The following is a 15,288-nucleotide window of genomic DNA, read 5'->3' on the forward strand; positions in this document are numbered from 1 at the left end:
AGCGCCCGGCCTCAGGGCAACCGCTGCCCGAGCAGGAGGGCGCCGGCGACGGCGACCAGCCCGGCGAGCGTCCCGAGGACCACCCACGGCCGGCTGGCGTCGGCCTGCTTCTTCTCGTACCCGATCTGCTCGCCCAGCGTGTCGTAGACCCGCCGCAGCTCCTCGGCGCTGGCGGCCTTGAAGAACTCGCCCCCGGACAGCTTGGCGATCTCCTTCATGGAGTCGTCGTCCACGGGCACCTCCTGCCGCCGCCCCTCGATCTCGACCACGCCGTCCTCGGTGCCGAACGAGATGGTGGAGATCGGGATGCCGGCCTTCTTGGCGTCCTCGGCCGCGTCGAACGCCCGCCGCGTGCCGACGGTCTCCTTGCCGTCGGTCATCAGCACGATCCGCGCCGGCGGCGGCCCGTCGGCCCCGCCCACGACCTTGCCGAACGAGTCGATCGCCGCCAACGCCGCCACGATCGCGTCGCCGGTCGCCGTGGCCTGCGCCAGCTTCAACCCGTCGATGCTCTGCGTCACCGCGCCGCGGTCGGTGGTCGGGGCGACCAGCACCGTGGCGCTGCCGGCGAACGAGATCAGCCCGAGGTTGATCCCCGGCGTCAGCCCGTCCGCGAACGACTTCGCCGCCACCTGCGCCGCCTCCAGCCGCGACGGCTGGACGTCGGTCGCCTTCATCGACAGCGACGTGTCGATCACCAGCATCACCGTCGCCCGGTTGCGCGGCACCTTCTGCTCGGCGGTCGGGCCGGCCAGCGCGACCGTCAGCAGGATGAACGCCACCAGCAGCACCGCCGCCGGCGCGTGCCGCCACCAGCCCTGCTTCTTCGGGGCGACCTTCTCCAGCATGGACAGGTTGGCGAAGCGCAGCATCCGCTTGCGCATCACCCGCTGGATCACCACGTACAGCGCCGCCACCGCGAACACCGCGATCAGCAGCAGGAACCACCACGGCGCGGTGAAACCCGAGAAGCTCATCAGGCCACCCCTCCCGACCAGCGGCGCTTGCGGGCCACCACGAAGCGCACGGTGTCGGCGATCCAGTCCGAGTCGGTCCGCAGGACCAGGTGCCCGGCGCCGGCCTGGCGCAGGCCCGCCGCCACCGCCGCGCGGTGCTCGGCCGCCGCCGCCGCGAACTCGCGGCGCAGCAACGGCGAGGCCACGACCTCGCGCTGCCGGCCGGTCTCCGGGTCGGCCAGCACGACGGTCCCGACCTCCGGCAGGTCGATGTCGCGCGGGTCCACGACCTCGATGGCCACCAGGTCGTGCCGCGCGGACAGGGCGCGCAGCGGGCGCTGCCACTCCGTGCCGCCCAGGAAGTCCGAGATCACCACGACCAGGCCGCGCCGACGCGGCGGCCGGCGCAGCTGCTCGACCAGCTCGGCCAGCGACCCGCGCGTGCCCTCGGGCGCGCGGGGCGTCTCGGCCACCTTGCGGATCAGGCCGCGCGCGTGCGCCAACCCGCCCCGGGCCGGCACGCGGACCAGCTTCTCGCCGGTGGACACCAGCGCGCCGATCCGGTTGCCGCCGCCGCGGGTCAGGTGGGCGACGGCCGCCGTGGCGGCCACGACCAGGTCGCGCTTCTCGCACACGGCGGTGCCGAAGTCCAGCGACGGGGACAGGTCGATCGCGACCCACGTCTCCAGCTCGCGGTCGGCCACCGTCTCGCGGATGTGCGGCACGGTGGTGCGCGCGGTGACCGCCCAGTCCATCCGGCGCACGTCGTCGCCGGGCTGGTAGGGCCGGGCCTCGCCGGGTTCGGACCCCGGTCCGGGGACCAGGCCCAGGTGGTTGCCCTGCAGCAGGCCGTCCAGCCGGCGGCGGACCTCCAGCTCCAGGGTGCGCAGCGCGGCCTCCATGCGACCGCCGTGCAGGACCGGCGGGGCCCAGGCGGGCCGCGCCGAGGGCTCTTCGGAGGTCACGGCCTACCCGCGGGCTGCGGCGCCTGCGGACGGGCGGAGACCTGCGGCAGCGGCACGGTCTGGAGCACCCGCGTGATGATGTGGTCCAGCGGCACGCCGTCGGCCAGCGCGTCGTAGGACAGCACGAGCCGGTGCCGCAGCACGTCCGGCACCACGTCCACGACGTCCTGGGGCAGCACGTAGTCCCGGCCGCGGACCAGGGCCAGCGCGCGGGCGGCGGCGATGATGCCCAGCGAGGCGCGCGGCGAGGCGCCGTAGGCGACCCAGCCGGCGACGTCGGTGAGCTGGTGCTCCTTGGGCGCGCGGGTGGCGATGACCAGCCGCACCACGTAGTCGACCAGCGCGTGGTGCACGAACACCTTGGACGCCACGCCCTGCAGGCGGACCAGTTCCTCGGGGCTGAGCACCTGGTGCGGGACCGGCGGCTCGACGCCCATCCGGTAGACGATCTCCCGCTCCTCCTCCGCGGTCGGGTACTCGACCTGGATCTTGAACAGGAAGCGGTCGCGCTGCGCCTCGGGCAGCGGGTAGACGCCCTCGTTCTCGATGGGGTTCTGGGTGGCCAGCACCAGGAACGGGGTGGGCATGGGGAAGGTCCGGCCGCCGATCGACACGTGCCGCTCGGCCATGACCTCCAGCATCGCGCTCTGCACCTTGGCGGGCGCGCGGTTGATCTCGTCGGCGAGGACGAAGTTGGCCACGACCGGGCCGAGTTCGACGTCGAAGCTCTCGCTGCCCTGGCGGTAGATGCGGGTGCCGAGGATGTCGGCGGGCACCAGGTCCGGGGTGAACTGGACGCGCGAGAACGAGCCGCCGACGACGTTGGCGAACGTCTCCACGGCCAGGGTCTTCGCCACGCCGGGCACGCCTTCGAGCAGCAGGTGCCCCTTGGCCAGCAGGCCGACGAGCATGCGCTCGACCAGCCGGTCCTGGCCGACGATCACCCGCTTGACCTCGAACACGGTGCGTTCGAGCAACTGGGCGTCACGAGCCGGCGTGTTGGGCGCCTCGGCGGCGGGCTCGGACAACGGTCCTCCTAGACGGGGTTGTGCGACGGTCCCCAAGTCTTCCCTGTCGGCGGTGTGGCGCTTGTGAAGGGGTCCTAACGCCCGAGATCACCCGGCGTGTCCACATCGCTGGTCTCTTCGGGTGAACCGGCGACCCGGACGGGGAGCAGGGAGGCGACGACGGACCGCACCGACCGGTCGCGCGGGTCCGCCGGCAGGGCGGCGCGCAGGTCGTCGGTGCGCCAGACCCCGGTCAGCCACTGCTCACGGCCATCTCGGTCGACCAGCACCGCGGACTCCCCCACCGCCACCAACCGGGCCACGGTGGCCGCGGTGACGCCCGGCTGGTCCACGGCCAGCACCACCACGCGCGGCGCGGTCACCAGCGCGATCCCGGCGGCCAGCCCCGCCACCGGTCCCCCGCCGGGCGGTTCCTCGCGCGTCCACACGACCCCCGGCACGGGTCGCTCCGGCCCCACGACCACGATCCGGCGCGCGCCGCGCACGGCGTCCAGCGCGTGGTCCAGCAGGGTCCGCCCGCCGACCTCGACCGCGGCCTTGTCCACCCCGCCGAGCCGACTGCCCCGCCCGCCGGCCAACACCACGGCGTCCCACGCGTCGTCCACGGGTTCGATCATCACACCCCGGGCCAGGTGTCGTCGGGAACGCGGGTTCCCGACGACACCTCTTCCCCCCGGTCCCGCCACGCGACCGGCCGAACCACGTGCCCCCCGGGTCGGACGTGGACCGCGTGCCGCCGCCCCCGCCCTTCCCCGTCGGGTTCGACCGCGTTGACAGGATGTCGGCAGCGTATGGCGCGATTGTGGAACGATCCTTGAATCCGCAGGTCGCGGTGGTCGACAGGGGGTTGGGTGTTCACGGTCTTGGGCTCGGTGGGCGCGTGGTCGCGCGGCCGTCCGGTGGATGTCGGACACGCCCGTCAGCAGTGCGTGCTGGTGGCGCTGGTGGTGGACGCGAACCGGGTGGTGCCGGCGGACGTGCTCGTGTCGCGGGTGTGGGGGGCGGAGGCGTCCCCGCGCGCCCGCAACACGCTGCACACCTACCTGGCGCGGCTGCGGCGCGCCCTCGAACCGGACTTCACCCTGGAACGCCGGTCCGGCGGCTACCTGCTCGCCGTCGACGAGGACGCGGTGGACCTGCACCGGTTCCGCCGGCTGACCGCGGCGGCGCGGGCCGCCGGGTCCGACGACGAGGCGTTCGCCCTGCTGGAAGAGGCGCTGGGGCTGTGGCGGGGTGAGGCGTTCACCGGTCTGGACACGGAGTGGCTGACGGCCGTCCGCTCGGCGCTGAACACCGAGCGGACCGCCGCCGAGCTCGACCACGCCGACCTGGCGCTGCGGTCGGGCCGCCACGACGAGGTGCTGCCCCGGCTGCTGGTCCGCGCCGGCGAACGACCGTTGGACGAGCGGCTGGCCGCGCAGCTGCTCACCGCGCTGTACCGGGCGGGGCGGCAGGCCGACGCGCTGACCCACTACGAACTCGTCCGCCGCACGCTGGCCGACGAGCTGGGCGCCGACCCCGGGCCGGCGTTGCGAGAGCTGCACCGGCAGGTGCTCACCGCCGACCCGGCGCTGGACTGGACGCCCGCGCCGGAGCCCGCGCACCGGACCGCCGTCCCCCGGCAGCTGCCCGCCGCGCCCCGGCTGTTCACCGGGCGCGGCGACGACCTGGCCCGGTTGACCAAGGCGTTGGACGTGGGCGACGGGGTGCCGGTGTCGGTGGTCGGCGGCGCGGGCGGCATCGGCAAGACGTGGCTCGCGCTGCACTGGGCGCACCAGCACCTGGAGCGGTTCCCGGACGGCCAGCTGCACGTCAACCTGCGTGGTTTCGCGCCGTCCGGCGACCCGGTGCCGCCCGAGGTGGCGTTGCGCGGGTTCCTGGAGGCGCTGGGCGTGGCGGCCTCGGCCGTGCCCGCCGACGTGGACGCGCGGGCCGCGCTGTACCGGAGCCTGGTGGCCGGCCGGCGGCTGCTGGTCCTGCTGGACAACGCGGCCGACTCGGCGCAGGTCGCGCCGCTGCTGCCGGGCAGCCCGACGTGCGCGGTGGTGGTGACGAGCAGGCGGCGGCTGCCCGGCCTGGTGACCGGGCACGGCGCGCACACCGTGGAGCTGGACGTGCTCGGCGACGCCGAGGCGCGCGACCTGCTGGCCCGGCACCTGGGCGCGGACCGGGTGGCGGCCGAGCCGGACGCGGTGGCCGAACTGGTGGCGTGCTGCGCGGGCCTGCCGCTGGCGCTGGCGATCACGGCGGCGCGCGCGGCGGCGCACCCGACGTTCCCGCTCGCGGTGTGGGCGCGGGAGCTGCGGTCGATCGGCCTGGCCGCGTTGGACACCGGCGAGCCGGGGTCCGGTCTGGACGCGGTGTTCTCGTGGTCCTACCGGGCGCTGCCGGAGCCGACGGCGCGGGTGTTCCGGCTGCTGGGCGCGGTGCCGGGGCCGGACATCGGCCTGTCCGCCGCCGCCGCGCTGACCGGTCTGCCGCGCCCGCGCGCGCTGGCGGCGCTGCGCGAGCTGACCGCGGCGCACCTGGTGCAGGAGCACGCGCCGGACCGGTTCCGGCTGCACGACCTGCTGCGCCTGTACGCGGCGGAACTCGCGGCCGAGTGCCCCGAGGCGGAGGCGGCCGAACGCCGGCTGGTCGACTTCCACCTGCACACGGCGTTCGCGTTCACCCGGGTCACCGAGCCGTACCGGGTGCCGATCACGCTGGACGACGCGCCCGCCGGGTGCGTGCCCGACCCGCCGGTCGGGGACCCGTGGGAGTGGTTCGCGGTCGAGCACCAGTCCCTGCTGGCCGTGCAGCGGCTAGCGGCACGGCGCGGGTGGCACAAGGCGGTGTGGCAGTTCGCGTGGACCCTGGACGACTACCACTTCCGCCAGGGCCTGCTGGCCGACGAGTACGCCGTGTGGGAGGCGGGCGCGGCGGCGGCGGAAGCGCTGTCCGACCACGACGTGCGCACGCGGGCCCACCGCCTCCTCGGCTACGCGGCCAACGACCTGGGCCGCATCGACGAGGCCCTGGACCACATGCGCCGGGCGCTGGCGCTGTCCGAGCAGGCGGGCGACCTGCTCGCCCAGGCCCACACCCACTACGCCCTGTCCCGGTCCCTGTGCGACTCGGGCGACCCGGCCGCCGCGCTGAACCACAGCGAGCGGTCCCTGGTGCTGTACCGGCGGTTGGAGGACGAGGTGGGCGTGGCCGACGCCCTCAACGCGGCGGGGTGGCACGCGACCCACCTGGGCCACGCCGACCGCGCCGAGGCCATGCTGACCGAGGCGCTGGACCTCTACACCGCGCAGGACAACACGGCGGGGGTGGCCAACACGCAGGACAGCCTGGGCCTGCTGGCCCACCAGACGGGCCGCCACGCCGACTCCCGGGACCACTACGAGCGCGCCCTGGCCCTGTTCCGCGAACTGGGCCACTCCTACGAGGAGGCCAACACCCTCGAACGCCTGGGCCACGTCCTGACCGACCTGGGCGAGCACGACCTGGCCCGCCGCACGTGGCGCGAGGCCCTCCGCCTGCACACCGCCCAACACCGGACCGCCGAAGCCGACCGCGTCCGCGCCGCCCTCGGGGAGTGAACCGGGTCACACCGGTGGACGCGCGGGGGTGCCCGCCGGGTTTCCCGGGCGCCAACGACAACACTGCGGAAGGGGGCGACGTGCGCGACGGGTTCGACGAGTTCGTCGCCGATCGACTTGATCGGCTCTTGCGCTACGCCACCGCGATGACGTGCGACAAGCACCTGGCGAACGACATCGTGCAGGACGTGCTGCTGCGCGCCCGGGACCGGTGGGCGCGGATCGCGGCGATGGACGCGCCGTACCTCTACGTCAAGCGCATGGTGACCAACGAGTACCTCTCGTGGCGCCGGCGGCGGGCCGCGCGGGACGTGTCCGCCTCGCACGCCGCCCTGGAGGAGGTCGCGCCGCCGGTCGCCGACCACGCCGCGCGGCACGCGGAGCGCGACGCCATGCGGCGGCGGATCGCCGTGCTGCCGCGCCGGCAGCGGGCGGCGCTGGTCCTGCGCTACTACGAGGACAGCACGGACGCGGAGATCGCCGCCGTGCTCGGCTGCACGGAGAGCACCGTGCGCAGTCACATCTCACGCGCGCTGAAGACGTTGCGCGTCAACGAGAACACGCCGGTGGAGGTGCTTCGGTGACCGATCGGGAGATGCTCATCCGCGAGGCCATCGCGGCCGAGGCCGCCGAGGCGGTGGACGCGCGCGAGGTGATGGCCCAACTGCACCGCCGCCGGGCCCGCCGCCGGACGGGACCGCTGCTCGCGGTGGCCGCGCTGACCGTGACGGCGGCGGCCGTGGCGGTGGTGGTGCCGATGACGGTGTCCCGCGACGCCGCCCCGAGCCCCGGCTCGTCCTCGACCGCCACCACCCCGCTCGCGCCGCAGAACGTGCTGCTGGTCGGCCTGGACGAGGCGGCGCACGCCGACAGCGTCGCGCTGGCCCGGGTGACGCCGTCCGGGGTGGCCGTGGTGTCGCTGCCCCGCGACTCGTGGGTCGAGGTGCCGGGCCAGGGCCCGGAGCGGCTCACGCTGGTCTACACGAAGGCGCACGAGTCGGGCGGTGTCCAGGCCGGCGCGCAGGCGGTGGCGCGGACCGTGGAAGCGCTGACCGGGGTGTCGGTCGACCACCACGCCGTGGTGGAGATGAGCGCGTTCGCCAAGCTCGCCGACGCCGTCGGCGGGGTCGAGGTGTGCGTGAACGGGGCGACGAAGGACGTCCAGACCGGCGCGGAGTTCCCGGCCGGGCGGCAGGTCGTGTCCGGCGAGCGCGCGCTGGACTTCGTGCGCCAGCGCTCCGGCCTCCGCATGGGCGACCTGGACCGGGTGCGCCGGCAGCAGGCGTTCCTGTCCGGCCTGGGCGCGAGGCTGCTCGACCGGTCCTTCCTGGACGACACCGCCAAGGTCACGGGCCTGTTGGGCGTGATCCGGTCGAGCGTGCGGACCGACGAGGGCTGGGACCTGCTCGCCTTCGCCCGCGGCCTGACCGCCGGCGCGCCGATCCGGACCACGACCATCCCGGTGCTGCACGAGGACCACCCGACGGCGGGCAGGGTGGTGCGCCCCGATCCGCCGGCGGTGCGGGAGATGATCGGCACGTTCTTCGCCGACCAGCCCGCGGGTGCTCCGGGCACCACCCCGACGCCGGGCGGCGGCCCGGTCTGCGTGGACTGACGGCTCAACCCGCTGTGGCTCGTCACCGACCGGTGGCGAGCCACAGCCGTCTTCTAGAGCAGGCGGACCGCGTACGGCATGATGCCGCCGTAGCGGACGGGGGCCACGCGGACCGACGAGCCCGAGTACGGGGCCTCCACCATCATGCCGCCGCCCAGGTACAGGGCCACGTGCGTGCCGCCGCCCGGACCCCAGAACAGCATGTCGCCGCGCCGCATCTGCGCCAGCGGCACCTTGCGGCCCGAGTTGTACTGGTAGCCGCTGTAGTGCTGGAGGTACACGCCCACACCGGCGAACGCGTACATCATCAACCCCGAGCAGTCGAAGCCGACGGTGTAGTAGTCGCCGTACGAGTCGCCCACGCCCCAGTCGCGCACGCCCACGGTCGGCCCGTTGTAGTTGCCGCCGCCCCACGAGTAGCGCACGCCCAGTTGCGACATCGCCCGCGCCACAACGGTTTCCACGCCGCCGCCGCTGGGCGCGGACACCGGCTGGTTCACCGGCGCGCTCGGCTTGGCGGCCAACGCGGCCTGGCGGGCGGCTTCCTCGTCCTCGCGGCGCTTCTGCTCGACCCACTGGTCGTACTGGGCGCGCTGGCCCTCCAGGCTCTGCACCGCGCCCAGCGCCTGGCTCAACTCGCTCTCGACGCGGGCCTTGTCGCCCTCGATCGCCGCCGCCCGCGCCGCCTGGCCCTGCTGCGCCTGCGCGGCGGCCTGGTGGGCGGAGTCGGCGTCGCGCCTGGCCTGGTCGGCCGCCTCCTGCTTCCGGTCCGCGACCTCCAGCGCCGCGCGGGCCGCCGCGTCCTTGTTCGCCTTCTCCGAACGCGCCCACTCCACGTCGTCCAACGCGTTGAGGTTGGCGTCACCGACCGCCGCGAGGAGCTGGTTGCGGGCCAGGAGGTCCTCCGGGCTGGACGCGCCCAGGTACGCCGACAGCGACCCGACCGTGCTGCCCTGCTGGTAGCTGGCGGCGGCGAACTCGTCCAGGTCGCGGCGCGCGGTCTCGACGGCCTGGCTCGCGGCGTCGGCCTCGGTGCGGGCGGCGTCGGCGGCCTGCCGGGCCTTGGCGGCCTCGTCCCGCGCGGCCTCCAGGTCCACGCGGGCCTTGTTGGCCAGCTCCATCTTGTACGCGACGTCGTCGGTGACGCGGCGCAGCTCCGCCTCGGCGGCGGTCAGCTGACCGGTCAGCTCGCCGACCCGGGCGGCCTTGGCGTCGGCCTCGCGCCGGGCCGCGCCGATCTGGTCGTCACCGGGGTTGGGCGGCGGCGGGGGGACCGCTGCCGCCACCGCGGGGAACAGCACGAGCGCCGCGGCCATCATGATCACCCACCGAGTCACGACACCCGCCTCCCCACCCCGCTCGGCCGAACCGCGTTCCACCGAATGGCTTCACGCGGACACGTTCCGAGACTGTGCCACTTCAGCACCAAGGTTTCCAATTGACCCGGCAAGAACTTCAGCCACATGGGTCACAGATGTTTACCCGTGGTGTGTGCTAGTTGACCTTGCGCTCCAGATCGGCCCAGTACGGCTCGCGCAGCTTGAACTTCTGCACCTTGCCGGTGGCGGTGCGCGGGATCGCGTCCCGGAACTCGACCGACGTGGGCGCCTTGTACCCGGCGAGCCGCTGCTTGCAGTGGGCGATCAGCTCGGCCTCGCTCGCCCGCGCGCCCTCGGCCAGCACGACCAGCGCCTTGATCGTTTCACCCCACTTGTCGTGCGGCACGCCGATGACCGCCGCCTCGGCGACCGCGGGGTGGCTGAACAGGGCGTCCTCGACCTCGATGGACGACACGTTCTCCCCGCCGGTGATGATCACGTCCTTCTTGCGGTCGGAGATGGTCAGGTGGCCCTCGTCGTCGAGCGTGCCGCCGTCACCGGTGTGGAACCAGCCGTCCTCGATCGCCTCGGCGGTGGCCCGCGGGTTGCCCCAGTAGCCGGCCATGACGTTGTTGGTGCGGGCCATGACCTCGCCGCTGTCGGCGATGCGCAGCCGCACCCCGAGCCCCGGCGCGCCGGCCCGGGACAGCTTGCGCGCGCGTTCCTCGGCGGGCAGGTCGTCGTCGCCGGGGCGGGTCCGGTTGAACGTGAGCAGCGGCGAGGTCTCGGTCAGGCCGTAGAGCTGGAGGAACTCCCACCCGAGCTCCTCCCCCACGCGGGCGATGGTCCGGCTGGGCGGCGGCGCGCCGGCGCACACGATGCGCACCTTGTCGCGGCCGGGGATCTCGCCGTCCCACGCCTGCGCGGCGTCCAGCACGGAGTTCCACACGGCCGGCGCGCCGCACATCAGGGTGACGCCGTGGTCGCGGACGCGCCGCAGGATCTCCGCGCCGTCCACCTTGCGCAGCACCACCTGCGGCACGCCCAGGCCCGCCAGCCCGAACGGCATGCCCCAGCCGTTGCAGTGGAACATCGGCAGGACGTGCAGGTAGACGTCCCGCTCCCACGCGCGGGTGTGCATGGCGAAGGTGACGGCGTTGAGCCAGATGTTGCGGTGCGTCATCTGGACGCCCTTGGGCCGGGCCGTCGTGCCGGACGTGTAGTTGATCGTGGCGGTGGCGTCCTCGTCCGGCTCGGACCACGGGCGCGGCTCGGTGTCGAAGCGCAGGAGCCCTTCGGTCTCCTCGCCGAGGGTGAAGCGGTGGCGGGCGGTGGCCGCGTCCAGGTCCAGCTCGGGGTCCACGAGCAGCACGGACGCGCCGCTGTGCTCGACGATGTAGGACACCTCGTCGGGCCGGAGCCGGAAGTTGACCGGCACGCAGATCCGGCCGCTCGCGGGGACGGCGTGCAGGAGTTCGAGCAGGCGGGCGGAGTTGTGGCTGACGACGGCGACGCGCTCGCCCTCCCCCACGCCCAGCGCGTCCAACCCGGCCTGCCAGGCGCGGACCCGGCGGGCGAACTCGCGGTAGGTCGTGGTGGGGACGGGAGCGGCGGGCTGGTCGGGTTCGTCGACAGTGGCGGTGGTGTCGGCGTGGACGTGCTCGGCGCGGTGGAGGAAGTCGGCGACTGTGAGGGGTACGCGCATACGGGAGGACCTTATTGACCCGCGTCACACCCGGCTACTCACCGGTTCAGCCGGAGGCCGGCACGAAACCACCGGCTCAGCCGGAGGCCGGCACGAAACCACCGGCTCAGCCGGAGGCCGGCACGAAACCACCGGCTGAGCCGGACGCCGGCACGAAACCACCGGCTCAGCCGGAGGCCAACACGAACCGGCGGTGCAGCGGCTGCGGGTCGCGGGCCTGGTCGCCGTGCGCGAGGACGAAGCCGCGCAACGGATCGCGCGGTGTGACCGGGTCGCGCATGACGACCCAGCTCACGTTCTCGCCGAAGTCCGGTGTGGTCAGCGAACCCTCGTAGCGGTAGAACCCGCCGGGCGGGAGCAGCGCGGGCAGGTCGAGCGTCGTCGGCGGTTCGGCCGCCTGCGCTCCGTCCCGCTCGCCCAGGTTCAGCAGGACGGCCACGGCCACGACCCGCAGCCCGTCGTCGGCGCGCACGTGGACCGCGTGCAGCTCCGCGTCGAACCGCCGCCCGCTCACCCAGTGCTCGCTGGGCCGGTGGAAGTGGACGTTGGCCAGCTCGAAGCGCTCGCCGTCGAGCTTGACCCAGTGCCTGTCCACGGGCCGCAGGCGGTGGCCGTGGGCCGCCCGCTCGACCTCGAACCGGCCCTCGTGCCAGCCCACCTCGAAATCGACCGCGGCCTTCACGGCCCGGCGCACGTTGATCGGTGACTGTTGCTCCCCCATGAGCACATCGTCCCAGCTCCCGGGCTTCCCAGGAGGGTGAAAGACGATCACCGTCGGGTGATCACCAGGTGCTCGGGTCGCCCCACGTCCGCACCGGGCCCGAGTCCACCACGGGCACGGCCACCAACTCCGGCACGGTCTCCTCCACCGGCCCGCGCACGAGCGCCGCCGCGACGCCGTCATAAGGGGTCGGCTCGTCGTTGCAGATCACCACGACCGCGCCGGCCTGCGCCGCCAGCCCGACCAGCCCGGCCGCCGGCTCCACCGTCAACGACGTCCCGACCACCAGCATGAGGTCGCAGTCCAACGCGGCCACCCGCGCCACCCGCAGCACGTCGGGGTCCAGGGGCTCGCCGAACGCCACCGCGGTGGACTTCAACGTCCCGCCGCACGTGGTGCAGTCCGGGTCCTCCTCCCCCGCGCGCACCCGCGCCACCGCGTCCGCCATCGAGCCCAGCGCGCCGCAGTCCGCGCACACGGTTCCGAGCATCGACCCGTGCAGCTCGACCACGGCCGACGACCCGGCCCGCTGGTGGAGGCCGTCGACGTTCTGGGTGAGCAGCGTCCGCAACCGCCCGACGCGCTGCAACTGCGCTATCGCCCGGTGCGCCGCGTTGGGCGACGCCGCCCAGAGGGGGTGCTCGACCCGGAACCGCCACGCGGCCCGCCGCACGGACGGGTCGTTCAGGTAGCTCTCCAGGGTGTACTCACGTCCCAACCGGGTCCACAGCCCGGACGTCCCGCGGAAGTCGGGGATGCCCGACGCGGTCGAGACCCCGGCCCCGGTGAGCACGGTGATCCGCCGCGCGGCGGCCATCGCGTCCCGTGCGTCCATGCCCCCACCCTCGCACGCCGCCGGTTTGCGAGCATGACCCGGTGCGCAGGACGTGGGGTGCGGTCGTCGGGGTTGTCGGCTTGATCACAGGGGTGGCGGGGACGTTCCTGCCGTGGCTGCGGTCGGGGACGGTGGTGCGGCACAGTTACGAGGTGCTCGCGTTCCGTGGTTTCGCCGGGTTGGACGGGGCGGCGGGCGAGGTGGTGCGGGGCGTCTGGGTGGCGATCACCCCCTTGGCGGTGTCCTGCGTGGTGCTTTGGGTGCTGCGACTTCGCCGGTTCGCCGCATGTGTCGGATTGGTTTTTGGCACGATTGCGGGAACGGTGGCGGCCCTTGCCGCCGTCCAAGGGGGCAACGAGGGAGCACTGGTCGGGATCACCCTGACCGGACCGGTGGTGACCCTCGGTGGTGCGTTGCTGGGGGTCGCGGGTGCGATCACCGTGCTCACCGCGAAATCCCGCACCGTGATCGTGAGTCCAGGAGGAGCACCGTGAGCTACCCAGGTGGCGGCGGAGGCGAATGGCCACCGCAGAACAACCCCTACGGCCAGCCGCAGCCCGGCTTCGGCCAGCAGGGCGGTTACCCCCAGCAGCAGCCGCAGCCCGGTTTCGGGCAGCAGGGCGGGTACCCGCAGACCGGCCCGCAGCCCCAGCAGGGCTTCCCGCAGACCGGTCCGCAGGGCTTCCCCCAGCAGGGGTACGGCCAGCAGCCCGGGTTCGGCGGGCCGCAGCAGCCGTTCGGGCAGCAGCCCTACGGCTTCGCGGGCGGCGAGCCGCCGAAGAAGAAGCGCACGGGCCTGATCATCACGGCGGTCGTCGCCGTGATCGCCCTGGCCGCGGGCACGTTCTTCACGGTGCAGGCGCTGCGCAGCTCCGACGTGGCGGCGGGTTCGGAGACCCCGACCACCGCGGCGACCAACCTGCTCAGCGCGCTGGGCAGCGGTGACGTCCTGGGCATCATGAACGGCCTGGCGCCCGCCGAGGCCAAGCTGAGCAAGGACTACACCGAGGCCACGGTCGACGAGGCCAAGCGGCTGGAGATCCTGAAGAAGGACGCGGACCCGCAGAAGATCAGCGGCGTCCAGATCAAGAGCGAGGGCATCAAGTTCGACGACGCCGCCGCCGAGAAGGTCAACGACCGCCTGACCATCAACAAGGTGGTCGAGGGCAAGATCACGGTGACCTCGGACGTCAAGCAGATCCCGCTGACCGACAAGCTGGTCAAGGCGCTGGGCGCGAAGCTGGACCAGGAGCCCGAGACCGAGACGCTCGACTTCGCCAAGGAGAAGGAGAAGCGCAAGGGCAAGCCGATCGGCATCGCGACGATCAAGGTCGGCGACGACTGGTACCCGTCGCTGTTCTACACGATCGCCAACGCCTACTTGGAGGACGAGGACCTCAAGTGGCCGGCGCAGGGCATCAAGGCGGCGGGCGCCGACAGCGCCGAGGGCGCGGCGAAGCAGATCGTGGAGAAGGCGCTGGCCGGTGACCTGGAGGGCGTCATCGCCCTGCTCCCGCCGGACGAGATGGGCGTCATCCAGGACCTGGGCCCGGTGCTGCTCGACCAGGCCGGTCGCGTGGGCGACAGCGGCGCGAAGCTGGTGGAGCTGGAGACGGACTCGAAGGACGTCACCGGCGGCAAGCAGCTGACCATCAAGAAGCTGGTCCTCGACGTCAAGGGCAAGCGCGGCGAGATCTCCCGCGACGGCGACTGCTACACCGCCAAGGCCGAGGGCGAGAAGACCCAGAAGATCTGCGCGGACGAGATCGCGCAGCTGGTGGAGCAGCAGGGTGGCCGCGACGTGCCACCGGCCGCGGTGGACGTGATCTCCCGCGTCGGCGCGCAGGTGCTCAAGGACGGCCTCGGCGTGGTGGCGGTCGAGGTGGACGGCAAGTGGTACGTCAGCCCGATCCGGACGTACAGCGAGGTCGTGCTGACCCTGATGCGCGGCCTGCAGCCGAAGGACATCGACGAGCTGCTCAAGCTGGTCAAGTAAGCGCTGCCAAGAGGCCCCCGCTCGGCTCCGGCCGGCGGGGGCTTCTTCACGCGCGGACTCACCTCCCACGCCACCAAAACGCTCTTCACGCCACCGACGCGCTCTTCACACCACCGACGTGCCCTTCGCGCCGCAGGCGCGTGGTTTCCTTTGGGCTATTTAGCCACGGGAAGGGCCTCGGTCTCCCTCCGTACGGCCTGGGCGCAGCCCAACCACAGATTCCCGGGGTTGGCCTGAAAAAGTTTTGCGAGGAACGAGCAAAAGTTTTTTGGACAACCCCGGGAATCTGTGGTTGCCTCTGGCAGGCCGTGCGGAGGGAGACCGACGCTCTTCCCCTCCGGGGGCCTGCCGCGCGGCGAGCGCTTCTTTTGGCTCGCTTCGCTTCGCTGGTCACGCAACGCGCTTCGCGCTCCTAGTCGCGCTGCGCGCTCTCAAGATCAAAAGCGCCTCGCCGGCGGGCAGGCCTCCGGGGAGGAAAAGCGAAAAGCGGGGGCTTTTCCGTCCTCCCCGTATGGCCTGGCGGAGCCAACCACACTTTTGGCCGGGTGCCGCTAAAAATTT

The 15,288-nt window shown here is 73.3% G+C and carries 13 protein-coding genes; 5 read left to right on the top strand and 8 right to left on the bottom strand.

Annotated elements, in window-relative coordinates; translation table 11 throughout:
- Positions 1 to 11: 11 nt before the first annotated feature.
- The 4 genes from AB0A74_RS34520 to AB0A74_RS34535 form a co-directional block, all read right to left on the bottom strand.
- On the bottom strand, positions 12 to 977 hold the full coding sequence (locus AB0A74_RS34520; RefSeq protein WP_358256206.1) for a VWA domain-containing protein: 966 nt from the start codon (positions 975 to 977) through the stop codon (positions 12 to 14).
- Positions 977 to 1,858 (bottom strand): DUF58 domain-containing protein, encoded by an 882-nt coding sequence (locus AB0A74_RS34525; RefSeq protein ID WP_343939552.1) that lies wholly within the window; start codon positions 1,856 to 1,858, stop codon positions 977 to 979. Before AB0A74_RS34525 ends, AB0A74_RS34520 begins: the two co-directional genes overlap by 1 nt.
- A gap of 59 nt (positions 1,859 to 1,917) precedes the next feature.
- Positions 1,918 to 2,949, bottom strand: coding sequence for an AAA family ATPase (locus AB0A74_RS34530; RefSeq protein WP_343939420.1), 1,032 nt, complete (start codon positions 2,947 to 2,949; stop codon positions 1,918 to 1,920).
- A 74-nt stretch (positions 2,950 to 3,023) separates the two neighbouring features.
- Positions 3,024 to 3,566, bottom strand: coding sequence for a molybdenum cofactor guanylyltransferase (locus AB0A74_RS34535; RefSeq protein WP_358256208.1), 543 nt, complete (start codon positions 3,564 to 3,566; stop codon positions 3,024 to 3,026).
- 234 nt (positions 3,567 to 3,800) lie between these two features.
- Here AB0A74_RS34535 and AB0A74_RS34540 point away from each other — a divergent pair, with 234 nt between their 5' ends.
- The 3 genes from AB0A74_RS34540 (at position 3,801) to AB0A74_RS34550 (ending at position 8,151) form a co-directional block, all read left to right on the top strand.
- Positions 3,801 to 6,536 carry a BTAD domain-containing putative transcriptional regulator gene (locus AB0A74_RS34540; RefSeq protein WP_358256209.1) on the top strand — a complete coding sequence of 912 codons (2,736 nt, stop codon included), beginning with the start codon at positions 3,801 to 3,803 and terminating at the stop codon, positions 6,534 to 6,536.
- Positions 6,537 to 6,616: 80 nt separating this feature from the next.
- Positions 6,617 to 7,120 carry a SigE family RNA polymerase sigma factor gene (locus AB0A74_RS34545; RefSeq protein ID WP_343939415.1) on the top strand — a complete coding sequence of 168 codons (504 nt, stop codon included), beginning with the start codon at positions 6,617 to 6,619 and terminating at the stop codon, positions 7,118 to 7,120.
- The gene (locus AB0A74_RS34550) at positions 7,117 to 8,151 is read left to right on the top strand and encodes an LCP family protein (RefSeq protein ID WP_358256211.1); all 1,035 of its coding nucleotides are present in this window, start codon (positions 7,117 to 7,119) and stop codon (positions 8,149 to 8,151) included. The genes AB0A74_RS34545 and AB0A74_RS34550 overlap by 4 nt, the downstream gene beginning before the upstream one ends.
- A 53-nt stretch (positions 8,152 to 8,204) precedes the next feature.
- Here AB0A74_RS34550 and AB0A74_RS34555 read toward each other — a convergent pair whose 3' ends face one another.
- From AB0A74_RS34555 to AB0A74_RS34570, 4 genes are all read right to left on the bottom strand, one after another.
- Complete coding sequence (locus AB0A74_RS34555) at positions 8,205 to 9,470, bottom strand: NlpC/P60 family protein (protein ID WP_358256222.1); 1,266 nt, start codon at positions 9,468 to 9,470, stop codon at positions 8,205 to 8,207.
- A gap of 175 nt (positions 9,471 to 9,645) precedes the next feature.
- The gene (locus AB0A74_RS34560; protein WP_358256213.1) at positions 9,646 to 11,175 is read right to left on the bottom strand and encodes an AMP-binding protein; all 1,530 of its coding nucleotides are present in this window, start codon (positions 11,173 to 11,175) and stop codon (positions 9,646 to 9,648) included.
- Positions 11,176 to 11,341: 166 nt separating this feature from the next.
- A complete protein-coding gene (locus AB0A74_RS34565) occupies positions 11,342 to 11,896 on the bottom strand; it encodes a carbonic anhydrase family protein (protein ID WP_358256215.1) in 555 nt (184 codons plus the stop codon).
- A gap of 61 nt (positions 11,897 to 11,957) precedes the next feature.
- Positions 11,958 to 12,731, bottom strand: coding sequence for a Sir2 family NAD-dependent protein deacetylase (locus AB0A74_RS34570; RefSeq protein WP_358256216.1), 774 nt, complete (start codon positions 12,729 to 12,731; stop codon positions 11,958 to 11,960).
- Positions 12,732 to 12,883: 152 nt separating this feature from the next.
- On the opposite strand from AB0A74_RS34570, the gene AB0A74_RS34575 reads away from it, so the two are divergent.
- On the top strand, positions 12,884 to 13,225 hold the full coding sequence (locus AB0A74_RS34575) for a hypothetical protein (protein ID WP_358256218.1): 342 nt from the start codon (positions 12,884 to 12,886) through the stop codon (positions 13,223 to 13,225).
- Complete coding sequence (locus AB0A74_RS34580) at positions 13,222 to 14,727, top strand: proline-rich domain-containing protein (protein ID WP_358256220.1); 1,506 nt, start codon at positions 13,222 to 13,224, stop codon at positions 14,725 to 14,727. The genes AB0A74_RS34575 and AB0A74_RS34580 overlap by 4 nt, the downstream gene beginning before the upstream one ends.
- The last annotated feature ends 561 nt before the right edge of the window (positions 14,728 to 15,288 follow it).

This window comes from Saccharothrix sp. NPDC042600, from assembly GCF_040647305.1.
GTDB classification, from domain to species: Bacteria; Actinomycetota; Actinomycetes; order Mycobacteriales; family Pseudonocardiaceae; genus Actinosynnema; species Actinosynnema mutabilis.

Coding starts and splice junctions, on each gene's coding strand:
- AB0A74_RS34560 (WP_358256213.1), bottom strand. CDS start 11,175: ATGCGCGTACCCCTCACAGTCGCCGACTTCCTCCACCGCGCCGAGCAC.
- AB0A74_RS34565 (WP_358256215.1), bottom strand. CDS start 11,896: ATGGGGGAGCAACAGTCACCGATCAACGTGCGCCGGGCCGTGAAGGCC.
- AB0A74_RS34525 (WP_343939552.1), bottom strand. CDS start 1,858: ATGGAGGCCGCGCTGCGCACCCTGGAGCTGGAGGTCCGCCGCCGGCTG.
- AB0A74_RS34570 (WP_358256216.1), bottom strand. CDS start 12,731: ATGGACGCACGGGACGCGATGGCCGCCGCGCGGCGGATCACCGTGCTC.
- AB0A74_RS34535 (WP_358256208.1), bottom strand. CDS start 3,566: ATGATCGAACCCGTGGACGACGCGTGGGACGCCGTGGTGTTGGCCGGC.
- AB0A74_RS34555 (WP_358256222.1), bottom strand. CDS start 9,470: ATGATGGCCGCGGCGCTCGTGCTGTTCCCCGCGGTGGCGGCAGCGGTC.
- AB0A74_RS34520 (WP_358256206.1), bottom strand. CDS start 977: ATGAGCTTCTCGGGTTTCACCGCGCCGTGGTGGTTCCTGCTGCTGATC.